This is a genomic window from Silicimonas algicola, from assembly GCF_003148765.1.
Taxonomy (GTDB): Bacteria; Pseudomonadota; Alphaproteobacteria; order Rhodobacterales; family Rhodobacteraceae; genus Silicimonas; species Silicimonas algicola.
The window spans coordinates 92,787-116,080 of sequence record NZ_QGGV01000008.1 but is presented as its reverse complement, the minus strand read 5'-3'; the positions used below and the strand labels follow the sequence as shown (position 1 = coordinate 116,080).

20 protein-coding genes are annotated in these 23,294 nt (G+C 65.9%); 11 read left to right on the top strand and 9 right to left on the bottom strand.

The features are described from left to right. Positions 1 to 4 precede the first annotated feature (4 nt). The 3 genes from C8D95_RS16210 to C8D95_RS16200 all read left to right on the top strand — a co-directional run bounded on the left by C8D95_RS16210 (position 5) and on the right by C8D95_RS16200 (position 2,716). Positions 5 to 871 carry a 1-acyl-sn-glycerol-3-phosphate acyltransferase gene (locus C8D95_RS16210; RefSeq protein WP_109760239.1) on the top strand — a complete coding sequence of 289 codons (867 nt, stop codon included), beginning with the start codon at positions 5 to 7 and terminating at the stop codon, positions 869 to 871. Positions 872 to 960: 89 nt separating this feature from the next. Beyond that, complete coding sequence (locus C8D95_RS16205; RefSeq protein ID WP_109760238.1) at positions 961 to 2,187, top strand: hypothetical protein; 1,227 nt, start codon at positions 961 to 963, stop codon at positions 2,185 to 2,187. A 13-nt stretch (positions 2,188 to 2,200) separates the two neighbouring features. Next, the gene (locus tag C8D95_RS16200; protein WP_109760237.1) at positions 2,201 to 2,716 is read left to right on the top strand and encodes a hypothetical protein; all 516 of its coding nucleotides are present in this window, start codon (positions 2,201 to 2,203) and stop codon (positions 2,714 to 2,716) included. A gap of 3 nt (positions 2,717 to 2,719) precedes the next feature. Here the strand turns inward: C8D95_RS16200 and C8D95_RS16195 are convergent, their stop codons facing one another. From C8D95_RS16195 to C8D95_RS16180, 4 genes are read right to left on the bottom strand one after another with little or no spacing between them, the layout of a single operon-like run. Continuing rightward, positions 2,720 to 3,466: an SDR family oxidoreductase gene (locus C8D95_RS16195; RefSeq protein ID WP_109760236.1), complete on the bottom strand. Its 747-nt coding sequence runs from the start codon at positions 3,464 to 3,466 to the stop codon at positions 2,720 to 2,722. Continuing rightward, positions 3,463 to 6,081: an aminopeptidase N gene (gene pepN / locus C8D95_RS16190; RefSeq protein WP_109760235.1), complete on the bottom strand. Its 2,619-nt coding sequence runs from the start codon at positions 6,079 to 6,081 to the stop codon at positions 3,463 to 3,465. Before pepN ends, C8D95_RS16195 begins: the two co-directional genes overlap by 4 nt. Before the next feature lie 52 nt (positions 6,082 to 6,133). After that, a complete protein-coding gene (locus tag C8D95_RS16185) occupies positions 6,134 to 6,604 on the bottom strand; it encodes an SRPBCC family protein (protein ID WP_109760234.1) in 471 nt (156 codons plus the stop codon). Beyond that, entirely contained in the window at positions 6,601 to 6,942 is a 342-nt protein-coding gene (locus C8D95_RS16180; protein ID WP_109760313.1) for an ArsR/SmtB family transcription factor, read from the bottom strand. The genes C8D95_RS16185 and C8D95_RS16180 overlap by 4 nt, the downstream gene beginning before the upstream one ends. A 163-nt stretch (positions 6,943 to 7,105) precedes the next feature. Between C8D95_RS16180 and C8D95_RS16175 the strand changes: the two genes are divergently transcribed. The 3 genes from C8D95_RS16175 to C8D95_RS16165 all read left to right on the top strand — a co-directional run bounded on the left by C8D95_RS16175 (position 7,106) and on the right by C8D95_RS16165 (position 10,469). Continuing rightward, positions 7,106 to 7,351: a hypothetical protein gene (locus C8D95_RS16175; protein ID WP_109760233.1), complete on the top strand. Its 246-nt coding sequence runs from the start codon at positions 7,106 to 7,108 to the stop codon at positions 7,349 to 7,351. A 110-nt stretch (positions 7,352 to 7,461) separates the two neighbouring features. Next, entirely contained in the window at positions 7,462 to 9,582 is a 2,121-nt protein-coding gene (locus C8D95_RS16170; protein ID WP_109760232.1) for a malate synthase G, read from the top strand. Between the two features lie 116 nt (positions 9,583 to 9,698). Beyond that, positions 9,699 to 10,469, top strand: coding sequence for a gamma-glutamyl-gamma-aminobutyrate hydrolase family protein (locus C8D95_RS16165; RefSeq protein WP_109760231.1), 771 nt, complete (start codon positions 9,699 to 9,701; stop codon positions 10,467 to 10,469). Positions 10,470 to 10,487: 18 nt separating this feature from the next. Here the strand turns inward: C8D95_RS16165 and C8D95_RS16160 are convergent, their stop codons facing one another. Next, a complete protein-coding gene (locus C8D95_RS16160; protein WP_109760230.1) occupies positions 10,488 to 12,470 on the bottom strand; it encodes a Hint domain-containing protein in 1,983 nt (660 codons plus the stop codon). A gap of 186 nt (positions 12,471 to 12,656) precedes the next feature. Continuing rightward, positions 12,657 to 13,850 (bottom strand): kynureninase, encoded by a 1,194-nt coding sequence (gene kynU, locus C8D95_RS16155; protein ID WP_109760229.1) that lies wholly within the window; start codon positions 13,848 to 13,850, stop codon positions 12,657 to 12,659. A gap of 181 nt (positions 13,851 to 14,031) precedes the next feature. Here kynU and C8D95_RS16150 point away from each other — a divergent pair, with 181 nt between their 5' ends. Together C8D95_RS16150 and C8D95_RS16145 are read left to right on the top strand one after the other, a co-directional pair. Continuing rightward, on the top strand, positions 14,032 to 15,603 hold the full coding sequence (locus tag C8D95_RS16150) for a Re/Si-specific NAD(P)(+) transhydrogenase subunit alpha (protein WP_109760228.1): 1,572 nt from the start codon (positions 14,032 to 14,034) through the stop codon (positions 15,601 to 15,603). A 16-nt stretch (positions 15,604 to 15,619) separates the two neighbouring features. Next, entirely contained in the window at positions 15,620 to 17,098 is a 1,479-nt protein-coding gene (locus C8D95_RS16145) for an NAD(P)(+) transhydrogenase (Re/Si-specific) subunit beta (protein WP_109760312.1), read from the top strand. A gap of 44 nt (positions 17,099 to 17,142) precedes the next feature. Here C8D95_RS16145 and C8D95_RS16140 read toward each other — a convergent pair whose 3' ends face one another. Further along, a complete protein-coding gene (locus C8D95_RS16140) occupies positions 17,143 to 18,615 on the bottom strand; it encodes a glycosyltransferase family 39 protein (RefSeq protein ID WP_109760227.1) in 1,473 nt (490 codons plus the stop codon). Between the two features lie 212 nt (positions 18,616 to 18,827). On the opposite strand from C8D95_RS16140, the gene C8D95_RS16135 reads away from it, so the two are divergent. Next, positions 18,828 to 19,385 carry a DUF4453 domain-containing protein gene (locus tag C8D95_RS16135; protein WP_109760226.1) on the top strand — a complete coding sequence of 186 codons (558 nt, stop codon included), beginning with the start codon at positions 18,828 to 18,830 and terminating at the stop codon, positions 19,383 to 19,385. 40 nt (positions 19,386 to 19,425) lie between these two features. Here the strand turns inward: C8D95_RS16135 and C8D95_RS16130 are convergent, their stop codons facing one another. Both C8D95_RS16130 and C8D95_RS16125 read right to left on the bottom strand, forming a co-directional pair. Continuing rightward, the gene (locus C8D95_RS16130; RefSeq protein WP_109760225.1) at positions 19,426 to 19,830 is read right to left on the bottom strand and encodes an SET domain-containing protein; all 405 of its coding nucleotides are present in this window, start codon (positions 19,828 to 19,830) and stop codon (positions 19,426 to 19,428) included. Between the two features lie 140 nt (positions 19,831 to 19,970). Beyond that, positions 19,971 to 20,510: a pseudouridine synthase gene (locus tag C8D95_RS16125; RefSeq protein ID WP_109760224.1), complete on the bottom strand. Its 540-nt coding sequence runs from the start codon at positions 20,508 to 20,510 to the stop codon at positions 19,971 to 19,973. A 243-nt stretch (positions 20,511 to 20,753) separates the two neighbouring features. Here C8D95_RS16125 and C8D95_RS16120 point away from each other — a divergent pair, with 243 nt between their 5' ends. Both C8D95_RS16120 and C8D95_RS16115 read left to right on the top strand, forming a co-directional pair. Beyond that, entirely contained in the window at positions 20,754 to 21,920 is a 1,167-nt protein-coding gene (locus tag C8D95_RS16120) for a type III PLP-dependent enzyme (protein WP_109760311.1), read from the top strand. 135 nt (positions 21,921 to 22,055) lie between these two features. Then, a complete protein-coding gene (locus tag C8D95_RS16115; RefSeq protein ID WP_241239824.1) occupies positions 22,056 to 23,264 on the top strand; it encodes a TsoY family (seleno)protein in 1,209 nt (402 codons plus the stop codon). Positions 23,265 to 23,294: the final 30 nt, after the last annotated feature.

Below are 23,294 nucleotides of genomic sequence, written 5' to 3'. Positions count from 1 at the left end.
TGCCATGAAAAATCGACTGAACCCCCTGATCGAAGAGCGCGCGCCCTGGCTCTATCGCGACACCGTCCACGGACGGCTGGCACGACGGGCGCTGATGTCCGTTCTGGGCTACGACCGCACCGTCGCCGTGGGCGAGGTCGTGCAGGACTGGCCGACCGAGCGGATCATGACGCATGTGGCATCGCTTCTGGCGAAAGACGTCACGGTGAAGGGGCTCGAGAACGTTCCGCGCCAGGGCGGCGCGATCATCGTCGCGAACCACCCGACGGGGATCGCGGACGGCGTCATGCTGTTCCATGCGCTTCACTCGATCCGGCCTGACATGTTCGTCTATGCCAACTCGGACATCCTGCGGATCCTTCCGCAATTCGAAAGCATGATCGCGCCTGTCGAATGGAGGCTGGAAAAGCGCACCCGCGCCCGAACGCGCGAGACGATGGAATACACCCGGAGAGCGTTCGAGGCTGGGCGCCTGGGAGTTATCTTCCCGTCGGGCCGTCTTGCGAAGCGCCGCGGTCTGAAGCTGCACGAACGACCCTGGATGCCCTCGGCCGCCATGATCGCGCGCAAGTACGATCTGCCCGTGATCCCCCTGAACATAAGGGCGCGCAATTCCGCGTTGTTCTACCTCTTCGACCTGATCCATCCCACGCTCAGGGACATCACGCTGTTCCACGAGACGCTGAACAAGGATCGCCAGCCCTACCGGCTGACCTTCGGCGAACCCATCAGCCCCTCGGCTTTGCCGGAGAAGTCAGAAGAGGCGATCGAGGTCTTGAAGACTGCCACGCTGGCGCTTGGTGGGCGTCACGCTCCCACGGTGTCCCTGATCCAGAATTCGCGGCGTCCTCTCTGGGTCAGGTCCGTCTAAGGGCCAGCAATTAGGCGCATTTCCTCCAACAATCGCCATAAAGTTGACGAATTGGCTGGTCAGGGTCCCGATACCAATCGGAGAGGCCCATGCCGTCCTTGCAAGCGTTTTCCGTCCAGATGCTGCTGGCCCTGGCAGCTTTGGTCGCCGCCGCGGTCGCGGTGTGGTCGGTCCTGCGGTCGCGCGCCCGGACGCGCGCGATTCTCCGTGAGGGCAGGCTGGAACGCGCCGCCGCCGCCGAAAGCCGGGCTCTGAATGGGCGCTATCCCGTTGAAGAGAACGATCCGGACCTGCTTGAAAGGCGGGGCGTCGCACGGCTGACGGCCGACCTGATGATGTCCGACGAGTGGACGCAACTCGGCGATCAGATCGCGGAATGGGAGCGGACGCTGGAATCCACCCCGGGCGGTCTGAGGTTTCACGACGTCGGTGTAAAGACTGCGCTGTCCGGCCTGAAAGGCCTCATCGACGAGATGCCGCGGACCGCTCTTGCAGACCTCAAAGCGGCTGAAGACGAGCTTGGCCACTTCCTCGACACTCACCGAAGGTCGGCCGACTGCCACGTGCTGGCCCTTCTGGCCGCACGCGCGCACCTTATGATCGGAGAAGCCTGCCGCGCCGAAACCTGGCCCGAGGAGCTTCACCGCGACCTCTGGCGCCGTATGGCGAAGCACTTCGTGCAGGCAGGCGAAATCCTCTCGGACTTCGACCCGCTGGCCTACATGTCACCCCTTCTGGCCGAGGCGCATTATCTCCAGGCCCTCGGGTCACCGGGCGGCGCACACCGGCTTCAGCAGCTCTTCGAGGACTGGATCGACCTCGATCCGTCGAACCCGCTGATCTACGAACGTCATGCCGACTTCCTCGCCGACGATATGCTGGTGGACGACGCGTCCATCATGGCCGAGGCGGACAAGGCGCTTGCCCGCACCGAAGGGTCGCTCGGCTTCGGCGGTTACGCCCTTTTCTTCCTGCCGCTTCTGTCCCGTCGCGACGGCGCGCGGTCCATGATGGACGACGACCTCTTCGCCTCGGCCGTTCTCGACCTCGCGTCGATGTCGGCGAGCCAGGCCGAGGTCAATCAGGCCGCCAACGTCCTTGCCGTCGAGATGAACAGCGGCGAGGGCTCGCTCGCGATGCGCGACATGTTCTGCATGATCGTCCAGAGCCAGCTCGAGGTCATCTATCCCCGCCTGTGGTCCCTGCCTCTGGCCGAGGTTCAGGCGCTTGTCTCGGGTAGTGCCGACATCGTGACGGACGAGGACGACTACGCCACAGCGCCGCTGCGCGACGCCGTCATGTCGCGCGCCGCCTGACGAGAGGCAGTCCATGCACATCATCGCCGCCGTTCTCGCCCTTTTGGCCGGGGTCTATATCTTCGTGAACCGCGCCCGGAACGCCGCCGAGATGACCCACGAACTCATGGGCGTGGCAGACGACGTCCGGGCTGCCGCGCGCCGGCTGGGTTTCCGCCGCAACAAGGCGCAGCACCCGGTCGAGGCTATCGAGGACCCGAACACCGCCGCCGTGACCGTCGCCACCGCCTTCATGGAACTCCACGGCCTTCCGACTGAGGAGCGGCGTCAGGCGCTTGTGCGGTCGATCCAGAGCGAGCTCGAGGTCGGATTGCCCGAGGCCGAGGAACTGATGATCCTCGGACGCTGGCTGATGACCCAGTGCAACGGTCCCGAACCCGCCATCACCCGCGCCTCGCGCCAGCTCTGCAAGCTGACGAAGGGCGACATGGGCCCGCTTCTTGAGATGCTGAAGGCGGTGTCCGCCGATCCCCTGACCGAGAAGCAGCGCGAGGCCATCGAGGAAATCCGGCGCATTTTCCGAAAGTAGGCCCTAGCGGCCGCCTGAAATATCGAGCGTCGTGCCGGTGACATAGCGCGCCGCGTCCGAGATCAGCCATACGATGCCCTCGGCGATGTCCTCGGGCGTGCCAACCCGGCCCATGGGCACGCGGTCGGCCAGACGCTCGGCCCGCCCGGGCTGGCCGCCCTTGCCATGGATCGCGGTGTCGGTGAGACCGGGGCGAAGCGCCACGACCCGAATGCCCTCGCGCGCGACTTCGTCGGCAAGGCCCTTCGAGAAGGTGTCGATAGCGGCCTTCGCGGCGGCGTAGTCGACATACTCGTTCGCCGAGCCAATACGCGCCGCGACGGACGAGACGTTGACGATCACGCCGCCCGCTCCGCCGTGGCGCGTGCTCATCCGCAGGACCGCCTCTCGCGAGCAGAGGATCGGGCCGATGGTGTTGATGTCGAACATCCGGCGCAGGCGCGCCAGGTCCACCTGATCGACCCGTATCGGCCTGTCGACCACGCCGGCGTTGTTCACGAGCGCGTCGAGGCGCGGAAACGCCGCGTCGCACGCCCCGAAGACGCGCGCGATGGCCTCCGGGTCCGACAGGTCGCCCTGAAGAAGAACGGCTTTTCGACCAAGGGCTTCCACTTCGGCCTTCGTGCGTTCCGCTCCCTCATGGTCGCTGTTCCAGCCGATCCCGACATCCCAGCCGTCGCGCGCCGCAAGACGCGCGGTCGCCGCACCGATCCCGCCCGAGGCGCCCGTGACGAGGACGGCGCGGGTCATGCGGCGTCTCCAAGAAGGCGCGTGGCGATTTCGGTCACGTCGCGGCTGGGGCCCGTCGCGAGGATCCGGCGAAGCTGGTCGGTCATCATGCCTTGTCGGTCTCCGTCATAGCGCCTCCATGTCTCGAAGGCGGTGGTCATCCGTGCGGCGGTCTGCGGGTTGATCGGGTCGAGCACGATCAGCCAGTCGGCGAGGAAGCGGTACCCCTCGCCAGACGCATGGTGAAAGGCGGCCGTGTTGGCCGACAGGGCGCCCACGGCCGAGCGGAACCGGTTCGGCGTCTTCGGATCGAACTCGGGCAGGGCGGTCAGCCTGCGCGCGACGGCCACAGCCTCGTCCGGGGCCGCGTTCCCGATCACGGTCGAGAACCATTTGTCGAGCGTGTTCGGGTCATCGTACCACCGGGTGAAGAAGGTCCCGCTTTCCGCCTCGCCCGTTCCGCGTCGGATCAGGATGGCAAGCGCGGACAGGCTTTCGGTCATGTTGTCGGCGGTGGCGAAGACCTCTGCGGCTGCGTCTCCGCCGTCGAGACGTGACAGCATGTCGAGCGCGCGAAGCCGGAGCGCCCGCCGTCCTGCCGCCTCGGCGTCCGGGCTGTAGGGGCCGTGGGTGACCAGTGCGTCGACGAGCGCCCGAAAAAGCGGCGCCTGCGCTTCGGCGAGGCCTTGCAGCACGTCCTCGCGAATGGCGTGGATCCGGGCGGGATCGGGCGTCCGCCCCGCGTCGTGCAGGGATTGCGCGATGTCGTCCTCGGATGGCAGCCCAAGCGCGAGCGCCCGGAACGCGGGCTCGAGGCTGTCGTCGGAAACGAGGCGGCCAAGCGCGTCGAACCACGCCGGGTCGAGGGCTCCACCGTCGAGGGCGCGCAGAAGCTGTTCCTTCGCAACCTGTCGTCCGGCCTCCCACCGGTTGAAGGGGTCGGTGTCGTGGGCAAGAAGGATCAGCCGTTCCGCGTCAGTCACCTTGCGATCGAGGATCACCGGGGCCGAAAAGCCCCGATTGAGCGAAAGGATCGGCGCTGGCTCGACGCTGGCGGGGAGGGGGTCGGCAGCCGGTCCGTCGGAGGGCCGCCAGATCCCGCCCTCCAGCCTGAATGTGGCTTCCGAGGTTTTGAGGGTCAGAACCTGCGTGGGTGCGACTTCCTTGCCGTCAGGCGACAGCACGCCAGTGGCGAGCGGGATCCACACTGGCCCCTTCTGCGGCTGACCGGGCGTCGCGGGTGTCGACTGGCGCAGCGTCAGCGTCAGGACATCGCCGGACCAGTGCGTGACGGCGGTGACGCGCGGCGTGCCGGCCTGGCTCCACCACCGCTCGAATCCGGTCAGCGCATTGCCTGTCACTTCCTGGAAGCAGGCGAAGAAATCCTCGATGGTCGCCGCGTCACCGTCGTGGCGGTCGAAGTAGAGCGTCAGCGCCCGGTCGTAGGCCTCTGGCCCGGCAAGGGTGCGCAGCATCCCGATGACCTCGGCGCCCTTCTCGTAGACCGTGGCAGTGTAGAAGTTGTTGATCTCGACGTATTCCTCGGGCCGTACCGGATGCGCCAGCGGCCCCGCATCCTCGCGGAACTGGCGGGCGCGCAGCATCAGGACGTCATCGATCCGCTTGACCGCGTGTCCCCGCACGTCGCCCGAGAACTGCTTGTCGCGGAAGACGGTCAGCCCTTCCTTGAGGCAGAGCTGAAACCAGTCGCGGCAGGTGATGCGGTTGCCGGTCCAGTTGTGGAAATACTCGTGCGCGACGATCCCCTCGATCAGTTCGTAGTCGCGGTCGGTCGCGGTTTCGGGCGAGGCAAGGACGTACTTGGAGTTGAAGATGTTCAGCCCCTTGTTCTCCATCGCGCCCATGTTGAAGTCGTCGACGGCCACGAGGTTGAAGACCTCGAGGTCGTAGGCGCGGCCATAGACCCGCTCGTCCCATTCCATCGACCGTTTCAGGGCATCGAGGGCATAGCCGGTGCGATCCTCGTCGCCGGGCCGGACCCAGACGTTCAGCGTGGCGTCGCGGCCTTCGGAGGTGCGGTGCGTCGTCGATGTCGCGCGCAACTCTCCGGCGACGAGGGCGAAGAGGTAGGCAGGCTTGGGCCAGGGGTCGTGCCATTCGGCCCAGCCATCGCCCGAGGCGGTCGGATTGCCGTTCGACAGCATCACGGGCTGATCGCTCTCGATCCGCACAGTGAAGGGAGCCATGACGTCAGGGCGGTCGGGGTAGAAGGTGATCCGGCGAAACCCCTCGGCCTCGCACTGCGTGCAGTACATGCCCTTCGACATGTAAAGCCCCTCGAGCCGCGTGTTGGCCTTCGGGTCGATCTCGACCTCGCACTCCCAGATGAAGGCGTCGTTCGGCGCGTCGACGCTCAGGCCTTCCGCGTCGATGCGCGGCTCGACCGCGCGACCGTCGATGCTGGCTGACAGGAGCTTCAGATCCTCGCCGTCCAGCCGAAAGCCGCGGTCCGCGCTGTCGGGGTTCGGGCGAAAGCGGATGCGGGACGTGACGCGGGTGGCCGTGGGGTGCAGGCGAAAGGTCAGATGGACGTCCTCGACCAGCCAGTTCGGCGCCTCGTACTGGGCGAGGCGGACAGGGTCGCTGCGGACGGTCTGGGGGGTGGCGTCTTTCAAGGGAAGCTCCGGCGTTGTTCGCGCCGGAGCCTAGGACGGGCCGGGGGTGGCCTCAAGCCGCTCGGTCGGCTCCGACCGCGCGGGCCAGCTTGCCCAGGGTCTGGAGCCCAAGCTCGACCGCCCCGAAGCCCTTGGCATTGTCGTGCTCCTCCTGCGTGACGAAGGTCATCTCCATCAGAACGTGCGTGCGCCCGCCCTGGTCCTCGAAGGTCACGACGCTGTCGGCGTGCTTGGGGCCGTCCTTCCCCCAGTGGAGCGTGTACTCGATGCGCTCGTTCGGGGTCATCCGCGTGTACAGGTGCCAGTTCGGATAGACGGTGCCGTCGGGACCGATCATGTCGAAGACCCATTCTCCGCCTTCCCGCAGGTCGATGCGGTCGGTCCGGCACGAAAATCCGTCCGGTCCCCACCACTGGGGCAGGCTGTCCGCGTTGGTCCAGGCGGCCCAGATGCGGTCGACGGGCGCGTCGATCACGCGCTCGATCCTCATGGTGCGTTGCGCGGCGGGGGTCTGGACGTTCATGTCCGGGGTCCTTTCGGTGTGTCGGTGACGAATGTCTCGAGGCGGTCGAGGCGGGCCTCCCACAGGTCGCGCTGGTCGTCGAGCCAGGTGCGGACGGGGGTGAAGGCGCCGGGGACGAGGGTGACGGTGCGCGTGCGACCGTCTTTCGAGGTCAAGACGAGGCCCGAGGCTTCCAGCTTCCGGATGTGGAGGAGGAAGGAAGGCAGCGTCATGTCGAAGGGGCGGGCGAGGTCAGACACCGTCGCCGGACCCGCCGCCAGCCTGTGGATCAGGGCGCGCCGGGTCGGATCTCCCAAGGCCTGAAAGAGGGCGTCGAGGCGTACGGGCGAAAGGTCCATGACGAGCACGATAGTTAGGGCGTTGCCTAACTGTTATCTCCGGGGTGGGGTAGCCGCAAGCGAAAACTTAGGCCGCACCCTAAGTGTCTTCACGGAACGAAGCGCCTCGGCAGGCGTTGAGTCCCCAAATCCCGATTCCCGCAAATTGAGAGGAGCGCTTTCCATGTCCGCACCCGATACCAATGTCGATCGCCAGGCCCGGCGCCACCGCACCCCTCTCGTGGGCATGGCGCTGGCTGTAGGTTTCGCCGCCGTTGCACTGTTCATCTGGCTTTCCTGGGAGGCTGCTGACGGCAACACTCCCGGAGAGGACAGCGTCGTGACCGACACCGAGCAGGTGGCGCCCGGCGTCGTTGTCGAAGAGACTGAACCGGTCGCTGATGGCCTTCCCGCCGTGACCGGAAACTGACGTCAGACCAACCGGAAAACAATGGTTCGAAGGGGCGGCAACGCCCCTTTTCCTTTTCGCATTCGAGGCCTAGCTTCGACCTTCGAAACTGAAAAACAGGAGAGGCAGGCATGGCGCGAGTTGAACGGCACAGGCTTCAGGTTGCGGCGGACCTTGCCGCATTCGTCGAGGAGGAGGCGCTTCCGGGCACCGATATCGACCCTCAGACGTTCTGGGGCGGGTTGAGCCGTATCGCGCATGACATGGCCGGCGAGAACCGCGCACTTCTGGACAAGAGGGCGGCGCTTCAAGGCAAGCTCGATGCGTGGCACCGCGACAATCCCGGGCCTGTTTCCGACATGGCAGCCTATCGCGCAATGCTGGAGGGCATGGGCTACCTCGTGCCCGAAGGACCTGACTTCTCGATCGGCACCGAGCGAACGGACGCCGAGATCGCGTCGATTCCCGGACCGCAACTCGTCGTGCCGGTGACAAACGCGCGGTATGCGCTGAACGCGGCCAATGCGCGATGGGGATCGCTGTACGACGCGCTTTACGGCACCGATGCGTTGGGCGACACCCCGTCAGGTGGCGGATACGACGCGCTGCGCGGCGGTCGCGTCGTCGCCTGGGCCAAGGCGTTTCTGGATCAGGCCCTTCCGCTGGCGAAGGGGTCTTGGGCGCTGGCGGCAAAGGCCGACGCCCACGGCGGTCGGCCATTTCCGAAGTTGGAGGACGAAAGCCTGTTCCTTGGCCGGAAGGGAAGCGAATTTCTGTTCCGCCACAACGGACTGGGGATCATTCTTGATTTCAGCACAGGAACCGAGATCGCTGCCTCCGACCTCCTCGGCCTTGCCGACGTCAAGCTCGAGGCCGCGGTGACGGCCATCATGGACCTCGAGGACTCCGTCGCCTGTGTGGACGCCGAGGACAAGATCGTGGCCTATCGGAACTGGCTGGGCCTGATGAAGGGTGACCTGACCGAGGTGGTGACGAAGGGCGGCCGGACCTTCACCCGCGCCCTCGTCCCCGACGATGCCTTCGCATCGGACGCCGGAGAAGTGCGGGTCAGGCGGCGTGCGCTCATGCTGGTGCGGAACGTCGGGCTTCTGATGACGAACCCCGCGATCCTTCTCGAATCCGGAGACGAGATTCACGAGGGCCTGATGGACGCGGCGGTCACGGTGCTGATCGCCATGCACGACCTGGAAAAACCTGTCTCCGATCTCCTTAAGAACAGCCTCGAAGGTTCGGTTTACGTTGTGAAGCCAAAGCTGCACGGGCCCGAGGAGACGGCGTTCTCCTGTCGGGTTTTCGACCGGGTCGAGGCCTTGCTCGGTCTGCCGGCCAACACCGTGAAGCTGGGCATCATGGACGAGGAACGGCGGACGAGCGTTAACCTCAAGGAGTGCATCCGGGCCGCGAAGGACCGCGTGGCCTTCATCAACACAGGCTTCCTCGACCGCACCGGCGACGAGATCCGCACCTCGATGGAGGCCGGACCGATGATCCGCAAAGGTGAGATGAAGGGGTCTGCCTGGATCAAGTCCTATGAGGATCGAAACGTCGACATCGGACTTGCCTGCGGGCTGTCGGGCCGCGCTCAGATCGGCAAGGGGATGTGGGCGATGCCGGACCGCATGGCCGACATGCTAGCCGAGAAGGGGGCGCATCCCCAGGCAGGCGCGAATACGGCGTGGGTTCCGTCGCCCACGGCCGCGACCCTGCACGCGACGCATTACCATGAAACCGACGTCTTCGACCGCCAGCGCGAGCTCGCCGCGCAAGGCCCGCGCGGCTCGCTCGACGACCTCCTGACGATCCCGCTCGCCGGGAATGCACGGTGGTCCGAGGACGAGATCCGCGCCGAGGTCGAGAACAACGCGCAAGGCATCCTTGGATACGTCGTGCGCTGGATCGACCAGGGTGTCGGCTGCTCGAAGGTGCCCGACATCCACGATGTGGGGCTGATGGAGGATCGCGCGACCTGTCGGATTTCTTCGCAAGCGCTCGCGAACTGGCTGCGTCACGGGGTGGTGAGTGAAGACGAGGTACGCGACGCGCTGAAGCGCATGGCCGCCAAGGTCGACGCTCAGAACGCGAACGATCCAGCTTACCGTCCGATGGCCCCCGGCTTCGACGGGGTGGCGTTCCAGGCGGCCTCGGACCTCGTCTTCGAAGGGATCGACCAGCCTTCGGGCTATACCGAACCGATCCTGCACCGCCGCCGCCTTGAGCTCAAGCAGGGGTGAGGCAGGCGGAAACGCCACGATTTCAGGCGTTTCTTCACTCATCCGTGCGATTGGATTGCCGTTCCTCCACGATTCGGCAAGACTGGGGTCAAGGGCTCGGAAAGGATAAGGTCCACATGGCGGTCGTCGGTATCATCGGTAACTCGTACCTCATGAACGATCAGTACCCCGTGCATGTCGGCGGTCAGATGAACAGCTGGGCGGTTCGACACGTCGCCGGGGCGCTGCCCCTTATCGTGCCAAGCTGCCCCGACCTTGTCGATCTGGCCGAACTCCGCCGGGCCTGCGACGGCTTCGTCTTCACCGGCGGCCGCGCCAACGTCCACCCCGAGGAATACGGCGAGGACGAGACGCCCGCGCATGGCACCTTCGACCGCTCACGGGACAGGCTGGCGCTGCGCCTGATCCGCGAGTGCGTGGCCGAGGGACAGCCGATCCTGGCCATCTGTCGCGGCTTTCAGGAGCTGAACGTCGCCATGGGCGGCTCGCTTTATCCCGAAATCCGCGAGCTTCCAGGGCGCATGAACCACCGTATGCCGCCCGACGGCACCATCGAGCAGAAGTTCGAGCTTCGGCACGAGGTGACGTTGACCGAAGGCGGCGTCTTCCATCGTCTGTTCGGCAAGCCGAAGGTGATGACCAACACGCTGCACGGGCAGGGGATCAAGGCAAAGGGCGAGCGCATCGTGATCGACGGCCACGCCCCCGACGGCACGCCCGAGGCGATCTATGTCGAGGGCGCGCCTGGCTTCGCGCTCGGCGTGCAGTGGCACCCGGAATACAAGGCCGACCAGGATCCCGTGTCGAAGCCCCTGTTCGAAGCGTTCGGCGACGCGGCGCGGTCCTGGGCCAAGGGCGACCGTCCAGCGAGGCTGAAGAGCGCCTGACGCGGCCCGCGCCGCGGCTCAGACCATTGCGAGAGCGCGCGCCTCCGAACCCTTCACGCAGGTGCGGCTTGCCGGTCCATAGGACCCGGCGTCCGACCGAAGGGTTGGGAACAGCCTGAACAACTCATCCCGCGACGGATCGGACAGGCTATCGAGTCCGCACCTCCCCGGATAGAAGCTTTCGGACGGGGCGCCGTTGGCGATGACGATCTCGTGCCGGTCGAACAGCATGTGGACATAGGTCACCATCCCGCCGTAGTCGATCGTCACCTGGAAATCGTCGACGAGGGATTTCGCGGGGGCCAGCACCTCGGTTTCGCCGAACAGAAGCTGCGCCGCATAGCCCCGGCACAGCATCCTGTGCTGCGGCGACACCAGAAGGTCGCGGTGGTTGCCATAGCTTCCGGTGGCGAAGCGGATCGGCGCAAGAACCCCCGTCGCGGGAACGGTGCGGCGCCCGATCCAGCGCAGAGGTTGCTCACCGCGGTCCAGCGTCGTGACCATGTCGCCGGGCTTGAGCGTCTCGATCTGCCGCTCGCCGCGCGGCGTGCGGATCATGGTGCCCGCCGTGAAACAGATGATCGTCTCGATTTCCGAGAAGGTGAGGACGGAACCGTCGATCAGCGTCGCCGTGCCGGAAAGGCCGCCCGCGCCGTCGTCGAGGTTGGAATAGACGATCGACCCCTTCTGGAGGACGCCGGTAAGGTCGAGTGTGTCGCCCGCACCGGATTCCGCGCTCTCGCCGCCGGCCACGGTTATGGCCGCCCCCGTCAGCGCGGCCGCGTCGATGGTGAAGGTGTCGTTGCCGTCGCCCCCCTGTCCGATGTCGCCGCCGCCGAGGACGATCACGTCGTTGCCCGCCCCGCCGTCCAGCGTGTCGGCCCCGTCGATCTCGACCGGCTGAAAGTGGACGTCGGTGACGAACACGATCTGGCTGCTTGCGGTGAGGTTCGAGTAGACGATCTCGATCCGCGCGACGGGGCCGGCGATCTGCACGAGGACCGATCCGTCCGGCTCGTTCGAGCTGTCGCCGCCGGGGCCCGCGATGATGGTACTCCCGGATACGGTGTCGTTGCCGGCGGCGCTCAGCGTGACCGGCACGGCGTTGCCGTCGGCGTCGTAGGCCAGCACCACGATCTGGTCCTGCCAGCCGCCGGTGTCGACGTCGTTGATGCGGAACCTGACGTTGGCGACCTCGTCCGAAACGTCTGGATCGTTGCTCGAGAATTCCAGCGTGGCGGTCGACGTGGCGCCATTTCCCGTGCCGCGCAGTTCCAGCGAGGAGTTGGTCGCGAAGGGTTCGCCCCCTGCGACGTACTGCACCGACCCGGTTTCGACCTGCCCGGAATCTCCGGCGCCATCGTCGGAATAGGTGAAGGTCACGGAAATCGTGCCGGTGTCCTGGGTGAACCCAGCCTCGAGCCCGGTTTCGTCGCCGCCCTGCTGGCTCCAGTTCAAGGATTTCTCGGCACGAAGTGAACTTGCGACCCCGCCGCCGCCGTTCAGCGTGTCGCTTCCGGAACCGCCCGAAATGCTGTCCGACCCGGTCCCGCCCGAGATGGAATCGCCGCCATCGCCTCCGAAGATCGTGTCGTCACCGGCACCGCCCGAGACGGTGTCGTCGCCTGTGCCAGTCGTCGGGTTGGGCAGGGTGCCGCCATAGATCGTATCGTCGCCGATGGTTCCCGTCAGCGCCGCGTCGTTGCCGGTGGTGCCGTAGATGGGTCCGGTATAGGCGGGCGTCGCCGTGGTCTGGGCCGAGACGATGGTTCGGCTGTCGGCGTTCGAGGCACTGGGGTCGAAGTAGACGTATCCATCGGTGGCAAGGTAGTACGTGCCACCGCCATTCGCGTTCACATTGAAAAAGCCGTTGAAATACGTGTAAGACCAGTTCCCGGTACCGATGGTCTCAGCCGCAGTGAAGGTGATCGGTGTGGTCCCGACGGAATCGCCGGGATCAAGCGTATTGCCGCCCAAATTGACGCGATAGCCGACAGGCATGGCAGAAAACTCCCGGCGGCCGTAATGCCGCTTGCCCCCAGTTTCTTGTAGACTTCCTTCAAGCTCGAGCTGGCAGCAGGGCGAAAAGGAATCGTTGAAGCTGACCCTGCTACAGCTTGTCGTATGTCGCAAGACATATGGAAAAAGGAGAATTCTCCCTCTAGATGTAGTGGAAGCGCCCGAGGATCACGTCACCGCAGCCCGGCGATGAAATCGAGGGTCGTTCCAGCTCCCCGAGCCTATGATCTCGGCAAGTTTTTCTGCGGCCCGGTCGATATCGCCTTCGGAGAGGTAGAGCGGCGTGATCCCGAACCGCAGGAGATCAGGTGCCCGGAAATCTCCGACGACCCCGGCTTCGATCAGGGCCTGCATGACCGCGTACCCTTGGGGATGTCGGAACGACACCTGGCTGCCGCGCGCTGTCGGGTCCTCGGGCGAAGCGAGGGCAAGGTCGGGGCAGCCTGCGAGGACGGCCGAGACGAACCGTTCGGACAATTCCATCGATCTCTGCCGAAGGTCGGCCATGTCGACCCCCTCCCAGACATCCAGCGCGGCGTCGAGCGCGGCCATCTGCAGGACCGGCGGCGTACCGACGCGCATCCGGTCGATGCCGTCCGCTGGCCGATAGTCCGGGTCGAAGTCGAAGGGTGCGCGGTGGCCGAGCCAGCCCGCGAGGGCAGGGGTGACGTTCGGAAGGTGGCGCGGCGCGACATGGATGAAGGCCGGGGCGCCCGGACCTCCGTTGAGATACTTATAGGTGCAGCCGACGGCGAAATCCGCCCCGGCGCCCGTCACATCGACCGGAATGGCCCCGGCGGAATGCGCGAGATCCCAGACGGTCAGCGCCCCTGCGGCCTTCGCCTGCGCGCTCAGGGCGGCCATGTCGTGCAGCCGTCCGGTCCGATAATCGACCTCGGTCAGCATCAGGACCGCCACGCTGTCGTCGATGGCGCTTTCCACCTCGTCCGGGGCGACCACGCGCAGATCGTGCCCGCGTCCGAGCGTGCGGATCAGGCCTTGGGCCATGTAAAGGTCAGACGGGAAGTTGCCGGAATCGCTCAGGATCACCCGCCGGCCGGGGTTCAGGTCGAGAGCGGAGGCAAGCGCCTGCCAAAGCCGGATCGACAGCGTGTCGCCGACCACCACCGACCCCTCCGGGGCACCGATCAACCGGGCGATGCGGTCGCCGAGCCGGCGTGGCATGTCCATCCACCCCGCGCGATTCCAGGCGGTGATGAGCATCCCGCCCCATTCCTCGCGCGCGGCGCGGTCGAGGCGGCGCACGGCGGCGCGCGGCAGCGGCCCCAGAGAATTGCCGTCCATGTAGATCACGCCTTCCGGCAGGTCGAACAGGCGGCGCGTGGCGGCGAAATCGGTCATGGGCCAAGTCGTAGCGGTGTCGCTCCGCATGTGCCAGACGGCTCTCTCCGGAATGCCGCGGTATACTGGTATACCTGCGCCAAAAGGCGCAGTTCCAAGAGCTTGGCAAAGCGTGGGGCCGCCTTTAGACAGGTCGGGCGGGCGTCGTACCGGACGGCCACCTAACGGGGGGATGCGACCCATGAGAATCGGAGCGCCGAAGGAATCGGCGGCGGGAGAGGCGCGCGTGGCGATGACGCCCCAAAGCGCCAGGGACCTTCAGAAGCTTGGCTACGAATGCCTGATCGAAAAGGGCGCGGGCGAGAAGGCGGGCTTCACGGACGCGGCCTACCAGGAGGCGGGCGTCAAGGTCGTGACCGGCGCGAACCTCTGGAAAGAGGCCGATATCGTCGCCAAGGTCCAGCCGCCCTCCGAGGCGGAGGCGAAGAAGCTGAAGGAGGGGCAGACCCTCATCTCGTTCTTCTGGCCGGCGCAGAACGGCGCTCTCATGGAAACGGCAAAGGCGCAGGGCGCCAACGTCATCGCGATGGACATGGTGCCCCGCATCAGTCGCGCGCAGAAGATGGACGCGCTGTCGTCCATGGCGAACATCGCCGGCTACCGTGCGGTGATCGAAGCGGGAAACAACTTCGGACGCTTCTTCACCGGCCAGATCACGGCGGCGGGCAAGGTGCCTCCTGCCAAGGTGCTGGTCATCGGCGCGGGCGTCGCGGGTCTTGCCGCCATCGGCACGGCGACCTCGCTCGGCGCGATCACCTATGCCTTCGACGTGCGTCCCGAAGTGGCCGAGCAGATCGAGAGCATGGGCGCGCAATTCGTCTATCTCGACTTCGAGGAGACATCCCAGGACGGCGCCGCCACGGGTGGCTATGCCGCACCGTCGTCGCCCGAGTTCCGCGAGAAGCAGCTCGAGAAGTTTCGAGAGCTAGCCCCCGAGGTGGACATCGTCATCACGACGGCGCTGATCCCCGGTCGCGACGCGCCCGTGCTCTGGACGCAGGACATGGTCGAGGCGATGAAACCGGGCTCGGTCATCGTCGACCTCGCAGCCGAACGCGGCGGCAACTGCGAGCTGACCGTCAAGGACCAGAAGATCGTCACCGACAACGGCGTGACCATCGTCGGCTACACCGATTTCCCGTCACGCATGGCGACGCAGTCGTCGCTGCTCTACTCCACCAACGTGCGCCACATGATGACGGACCTCACGCCGGCCAAGGACGGGCAGGTGGTCCACAACATGGAGGACGACGTGATCCGGGGGGCCACCGTCACGCATGGCGGCGACATCACCTGGCCGCCCCCGCCTCCGAAGGTGCCGGCCATCGCGGCGCAGCCGAAGAAGGACAAACCGAAGGAGTTGACCGTCGAGGAACGGCGCGCGAAGGAGAAGGCCGACTTCGCCGACGCAACGAAGCGGCAGGTGACCCTGCTCGTCGTCGGCGCTGCGGTCATGCTGATGATCGGGGCCTACGCTCCCGAGAGCTTCATGTCGCACTTCATCGTCTTCGCGCTGGCCTGCTTCGTGGGCTTCCAGGTGATCTGGAACGTCAGCCACGCGCTTCACACGCCGCTGATGGCGGTGACCAACGCGATTTCGGGCATCATCGTCGTCGGCGCGCTGCTTCAGATCGGGGCGTCGAGTTTGCTGGTGGTGCTTCTGAGCTTCGTGGGAGTGCTGATCGCTTCCATCAACATCGTCGGCGGGTTCCAGGTCACGCGCCGGATGCTCGCCATGTTCCAGAAGTCGTGAGGAGGAGGTAGTCATGCTGTCCAACGGACTCGTCTCTGCCGCCTACATCGCGGCATCCGTCCTGTTCATCCTGTCACTCGGCGGGCTGTCGAACCAGGAAAGCGCCAAGCGCGCGGTCTGGTACGGCATCGCCGGCATGGCCGTCGCGGTGCTGGCCACAGTGCTTGCGCCGGGCGTCCAGAACCTCTGGCTGATCGTCGTGGCCATCGCGGCGGGCGCCTTCGCCGGCCAGTACGTGGCCGGTCGCGTCCAGATGACCGAGATGCCGCAACTCGTCGCGGCGCTGCACTCTTTCGTCGGTCTCGCGGCGGTGTTCATCGGGCTCAACGCCGACATCATGCTGAGTGCGGTGAACGAGATGAAGGCGCAGGGCGTCAACATGTTCGCCGCCGACCTGACGGCCTTCGGCGAGACGCTGTGGCACAAGGACCCGACCGAGGTCGCAATCCTGAAGGTCGAGGTGTTCCTCGGCATCTTCATCGGGGCCGTGACCTTCACCGGCTCGATTGTCGCTTTCGGAAAACTCGCGGGCAAGATCGATGGCAAGCCCAAGAAGCTGATGCTGCCGTCGGATGAAAGCCCGGTGCCCTTCATTTCGGGTCACTGGCTGAACGCGATCTCGCTGGCGCTCTGCCTGATCCTGGGGCTTCTGTACTTCAACGGCGCGGGCATCTGGACGATGGTTCTGGTGGCGCTGATCGCGGGCTTCATCGGCTGGCACCTGATCATGGGGATCGGCGGCGCGGACATGCCGGTCGTCGTCTCGATGCTGAACAGCTATTCTGGCTGGGCGGCGGCGGCCATCGGCTTCACGCTTGGCAACGACCTCCTGATCGTGACCGGCGCCTTGGTCGGCTCATCGGGCGCGATCCTGTCCTACATCATGTGCAAGGCGATGAACCGGCACTTCGTGAGCGTGATCCTTGGCGGATTCGGCGGCACGCAGGGCCCGGCGCAGGACATCGAGGGCGAACAGATCGCCATCGACGCCGATGGCGTCGCGGCGGCGCTGAACGAGGCGGACTCCGTCATCATCGTGCCGGGCTACGGCATGGCGGTGGCGCAGGCGCAGCAGTCGGTCAGCGAGCTGACGCGCAAGCTTCGCGCGCAGGGCAAGGAGGTCCGCTTCGCCATCCATCCCGTCGCGGGACGTCTTCCGGGGCACATGAACGTGCTTCTGGCCGAGGCGAAGGTGCCCTACGACATCGTGCTCGAAATGGACGAGATCAACGACGACTTCCCCAAGACCGACGTCGTCATCGTCATTGGCTCGAACGACATCGTGAACCCGGCGGCGCAGGACGACCCGAACTCGCCGATCGCCGGGATGCCGGTGCTCGAGGTCTGGAAAGCCAAGCAGGTCTTCGTGTCGAAGCGCGGCCAGGGCACGGGGTATTCGGGCATCGAAAACCCGCTGTTCTACAAAGAGAACACGCGGATGTTCTATGGCGACGCCAAGGCCAGCCTGGACAACCTGATGCCGAAGATCGACTGAGACGGTCTGGACTTCGGGCGCCCCATGCGGGCGCCCGACGTCCGTCAGGACCGGGAGAGCCGCAGGGCGCCCGAAGTGTAGTAGCAGCCCTGTGAGAACGTCCCGTCGATTTCGGTCGACTGGTAGGATTTCGACAGCCGTTCGAGGTCCTCTCCGAGCCTCTCGCAGCTTTCGTTCAGAAACAGCAGGATGAAATCGGGCGGCAGGTCCGCCTCGCCCTCCGCATACTTCATGGCTTCGGCCTGGTCCGGCTCGGACAGGTAGAAAGCCATGATGTCGCGAAAGACCGGCGCCTTCACGTCATAGAGGAAAAGGGGCACGTCACCGGCCTCGGCCGCGGCCTCCGCATGGGCGAGCAGGGCTTGGTAGGGATGCGAGGGGTTCTTGCGCACCGCCATCTGAGTGGCGCTGTGCGAGATCGAGACGGTGGCGTAGAGGGCGCAGAAGGCCATCGCCGGGACGGACGCCCACACCGGTCCCCGTAATGCCCGCGCCAGCGGGATAGCGAGCGCCAGAGCACCGAACGGCACGAGTTCGATGAAGTTGCGCGACGTCGCGAGCGGCGTGTGCAGGCTGAGGGCGCCGACCACGAAGACAAGCGCGCCGACGGTCCCGCCCGCCAGCATCAGAAGTTTCGCATCCCGGCGCGCGAAAAGGACAACGGCAAGACCAAGCATGGTGACCACGGCCACTACCCCGAGGGCCGCCACGGTCTCCGCGGTCTCGCCCGCAAGTCCGAGCGCGCCCGAGACCTTCCCCATGAGCAGGTCCAGACCCGGCCAGGCGGCGGCGATTCCCAGTTCGACGGCGTGCCTGGACCCAGTACGGATCCAGAAGTTGCCGCCGAGAAGGTCGGCCGTGGATCCGGCCGCAAGCTGAGCCGCAGGCCAGGCCGCGATCAGGCAGAAGACAGCCAGCGCGGCAAGGAAGGTACGAGGCGTCGGGCGCGTCAGCACAAGATAGGTCAGCGCCAGGGTGCCGAGGATGGCGCCAAAATAGTGCGTCAGGCCCAGAAGCAGGGCCGAGACGTAAAGCAGACGCCGGTCACGGGTCACGAGGGCGCGAAGGCAGAGACAGCCGAGGAACAGCAAAAGCGCGTAGCTGCGCGTCTCCTGCGCGTAATACACGGTCTGAGGGCTAAGAAGGACGAAGGCCGAGAGCACCAGCGTCGTCGTCAGCCCGAGGTGCCTGCGTAGGCTCAGAAGGACACCGAGACCCGCAAGCATGGCCACCACCGACAGCGCGCGGGTCGCGCTTTCGCCGCTGCCGAAGAGCGACATCCACGCCCAGAGGATGACCTGATAGAGCGGAGGGTGGACGTCCTCGAACGTCAGGCGAAGGGCGCTGCCCAGATCGTCGCGGCTGATGACAACGCTGTAAAGTTCGTCGAACCAATAGGAATAGGCGGCCTGAAGTCCTGGCACGGTCGCGGCCGCAAACCAGACCAACGCAGGGGCCAGGAGCGCCATGGCGGCGACCTGTGCGGTGCGGGGGTTGCGATGGTGTGTCGACTGCATGACCGGATCGATTCATGTTGACGCGCAGACGGTTGACCGCCTGACACGCTCGGGCGGCCGATGCTTGATGATGTAGGGTGCTCCTGCCTTGGGCACAGGGCGGGAGGCCCCGGAAAGGGTGCAAGAACTGTTTCCGCACACGAAAATTGACGATGCCGCGAGAGGCGGAAAGCCGCATTGATCGAACCTCTGCCGATGGTTAATTCACGACAATGCGATTCATTCTCTTCTTCCTGTTGGTCCTGTTTCCATTCGCCGCCCGCGCGGATGCGGTCTGCGATGACCTCTGGTTCACGCGAAACCTGGTCATGGACCGGGGGGGATACTGCTTTGGCTCCACCCTGGGCCAGTCCGTGTTCGGCAATGAGGGCTGCACCGGCAAGACCGCGGCCGTGTCCCGGCGCGACGCCGGTCTCGTCGAGCGCCTGATGGCTCGCGAGGCCGAGGAGACATGTCAGGTCGACACCTCGCGGCCTGCGCTCGACCTCGACGATCTGGCCGTGCGGCAACGGCTTGTCGACCTGCCCGTGCGGGACTTGACGGATTCGCTTTGCCTCGGCTGGAACGGACCCGAGACGCCGCTCCGCGCCGGACGCTCGGACGCGGCCGAGGCCTTGGGCGCGATCGCCACCGCGGACGTCGTTCGCTTCGCGCATTGGGAAGAGGAGGGGTGGCAGTACGTCACCGTCTTCAACAGCGATCTGTCCGTGAAAGCTGGCGGCTGGCTGGCGCCGGGTCTGGATGCAAACTGCACCGCCTACGCCGGCTGAGGCCGCCCGGGTTCCTCGCGGGACCCGGGCGGTGATCCTGTCAGGCGTGAGCCGAAACGCGGTGGCGCGGCGGTTGCATGACGATCGGGCCTTCGGTGAAGGTCGAGTAGTGGCAGGTCAGTTCGGTTCCGGCGGGGATATCCCTGACGGCATAGCCGTGGGTCCCGTCCGAAAAATCGAGGTTCGGCTCGTCGGCGTGGTTCATGAACCGGCCCTCGTCGGTCTCGAGGATGACGTAGCCGGGGTTGTTCCAGTCAGGATAGGCGTAGCGGTCGACGAACTCGCGCACGTGCTCGGGCAGCGTCGAAACCTTGTCGGCGGGGATGCGCTGGTCGAGCGTATCCTCGTGGGCCCAGACGTTCTGTCCGGCCTTGATGTCGTCGTGGCAGAAGACGCCCAGACCCTCGATCGAGGACGGGGCGAGGTAGCAGCGCACAAGCATCATGCGCCAATCCTCCGAAGGCGCCGGGCCGCCGGCCGGACGTTGTTTACCCGGACCGTCCGGTCCGACGCGGGGCGGTCCGCGCGTCGTGAATGTGCGCGCGTTTCGAGGAATTGCAAGTGGGGTCGGAAGGCGTCGGCGGATCAGATCTCGCGCCACTCTCCGGGGGCCAGTCCGTCCAGCGTCCAGTCGCCGATCCGCCACCTCACGAGGCGCAGCGTGGGAAGCCCGACGGCGGCCGTCATGCGCCGGACCTGGCGGTTCCGGCCCTCGGTGAGGGTGACCTCGATCCATCGGTCAGGCACTGATAGCCGGACCCTCACGGGCGGGTCCCGCAGCCACAGATCCGGCGGGTCGATGAGACGGACGCGCGCCGCCCGTGTCGGTCCGTCCTTCAGCATCACGCCCCTGCGCAGCGGATCGAGATCGGCGTCCAGCGGATCGCCTTCGATCTGGACGAGGTAGGTCTTCTCTGTCCGGGCAGTCGGCGACGCGATCCGTGCCTGAAGGCGCCCGTCGTCGGTGAGCATAAGCAGCCCTTCGGAATCGCGGTCGAGGCGCCCGGCGGGATACACGCCCGCAGGCAGGCCGAACGTCGACAGCGTCGGGCGGGGCGAGGGCGATTTCGCGTCGGTGAACTGGCTGAGCACGCCCCAGGGCTTGTTGAACAGGATCAGGGTCATGGCCCTTGGTAGCAGGGTGCGGGGTGATGCGAAAAGCGCACAAAACCGCCGACGACGAAGCCTGTGAAAATCCGTGCGAATTTCCTCTTGCACGACTCGGGCACAAGCCCCATATCACCCGCTCAAGACGCCAACGCACGCGCCTCTGGCCGGCATCGTCAAACGCCCGCGTTTACGCAGCGACGGTAACGTCTCCCTTGGAACTGAGCGGTCATATCTTGGCCGGGTCTTTTGGAGATGAACATGACGATGCATGACGTTGGGCTTCCCGCCCGCGATGACCTGTCGCCTTCCCGTGCCGAAGTTTATGCCCGCGTCCACGCCTTCGACAGGCCGACGCTCGTGCTGGACGTCGATCGGGTCGAGCACAACTTCGACGCTCTCCAGGCAGGTCTGGGCGACGCGCACATCCACTATGCCGTCAAGGCGAACCCGGCGCGCGAGATCATCGAGCGTCTGGTTCAGGTTGGCTCGCACTTCGATGCCGCCTCGCGCGGCGAAATCGAGCTTTGCCTCAGCCAGGGTGCCCGGGCCGAGACGATCAGCTTCGGCAACACCGTGAAGCGTCCGTCGGACATCGCCTTCGCCTACGAGGCGGGTGTGACCCTCTTCGCGGCCGACGCCGAGGAAGAGCTGCAGAAGATTGCCGAGAACGCACCCGGCGCGGGCGTCTACATCCGCCTGATCGTCGAGAACAGCCAGGCCGACTGGCCGCTCAGCCGCAAGTTCGGCTGCCACGGCGAGATGGCGCTGGCGCTTCTCGACCGCGCGAAAGAGCTTGGCCTCGACCCGGCCGGTTTCTCGTTTCATGTCGGTTCGCAGACCCGCCGGTCGGAAATGTGGGGCCCGGTTCTGGATCAGGTCCTGGCGGTCTGGGCTGCCGCGCATGAGGCGGGTCATAAGCTGCGCCTCCTGAACATCGGCGGCGGCTTCCCGGCGTTCTACGGCGAAGTCATCGAGCCTGCGACCGCCTATGCGGCCGGCGTCATGCGCCAGGTGCGCGCCCGCTTCGGCGACGTGCTTGTGATGGCCGAGCCCGGCCGTGGCATGGTCGCGGACGCGGGCGTGATCGCCGCCGAGGTTCTGCTGGTGAGCCGCAAGTCGGCAAACGAGCTGCACCGCTGGGTCTATCTCGACATCGGCAAGTTCTCGGGTCTGGCCGAGACGATGGACGAGGCAATCCGCTATCAGTTCGCCACGCCCCGCGACCACGAGGCGATGGGCCCCTGCATCCTCGCGGGTCCGTCCTGCGACAGCGCCGATGTGCTTTACGAGAAGAAGATGGTGTCGCTGCCCGTGGGCCTCACCGCCGGGGACCGCGTCGTGATCCGCAACTGCGGCGCCTACACCTCGAGCTATTCGTCGGTCGGCTTCAACGGCTTCCCGCCGCTGGACGTCTGCGTCATCTGAGCCTTGGCCTCATACGAGGACCTGAGAACCCCGGCCCCCGCGGCCGGGGTTTCGCATTCAAGACTTGATATACGTCAATGCGGGCTCGGTTCGCGCATCATATTCGCATTACAGAATATGATGCAGGAGGCTCTCATGGCCCTTTCGACTTCACCCGCCGTCACTCGCTGGTCGCCACTGTACTTCCTGTCCTCTGTCGGGGCAGGGGGCCTTGTGGTGACGTTCTTCATGTACCTGATGTTCTGGGTGCCGCACCCAGACAGACCTGTGCCCGTGTTCGAGGATATCTCGGCCGCCTTCGCAAGTGGTCAACCCGCTCTTCAGGCTTCCATCGCTATCGCTCTTCTGGGTGTGGCATGGTTCGCCTGGCGAACGTTCGCGCTTCTCGCCTTCAACCTCCGCAGGGTCGGTGCCTTCCGCGCCTCCGAAGCTGGTCGGGCGCACGCGGCATCGAACGCAGGTACACAAATGATGGCTCTGCCGCTGGCGCTCGCCATGGCTGTCAATGTGGCGTTCATCGTGGGCCTAGTCTTTGTTCCAGGTCTGTGGGGCGTTGTCGAACTTCTATTTCCCTTCGCCCTTGCGGCCTTCGTGCTGATCGGCGCCATGGCGTTCCGACAACTCGGCGCGTTCCTCGGACGGGCCCTGTCGTCCGGCGGTTTCGACTGCGCGGCCAACAACTCGTTCGCGCAGCTGCTGCCTGCCTTCACTTTGGCGATGGTCGGCGTCGGCCTCGCCGCTCCGGGGTCCATGAGCGGCTCGGCCACAGTTGCGGGGATCAGCGTCATCCTCTCGGGGTTCTTCCTCGTCGCCGCCATAGTGATCGGCGCCGTGGCGATGGTTCTCGGGGTCAGGTCGATGATGGAGAATGGCGTCTCGGTCGAGGCCGCGCCCACCCTCCTGATCGTGCTTCCGCTCGTTACGGTGGCCTCGATCCTTCTCCTGCGCCAGTGGCACGGGCTTCACGTTCACTTCGACGGCCACAGCGGTCCGGCCGAGACGCTCGTTTTCCTCAGCCGCATGGTGTCGCTGCAAGTCCTCTTTGCGATGTTCGGCCTCCTCGTCCTGGCCAGGGTCGGCTACTGGCAGCGCTTCGTCTTCGGCGCCGAGACCTCGGCGGGGTCCTATGCGCTGGTCTGTCCGGGCGTCGCCTTCTCGGTCCTTCTCCAGTTCTGGATCAACAAGGGTCTTGTCGCGACCGGCCTGATCGCGAAGTTCGGCATCGCCTATTGGGGCCTGACGGCTGTAGCGCTGGTCGCGCAGGCGGCGATGATCGTCCTTGTGCTGCGGCTGAACCGGCAGCACTTCGGGCAGTCGAGTGTGGCGGCTGTCCCCGCTGAATGAGCCAGGTCGCGAGTGAGGTGGCCTCGTCCC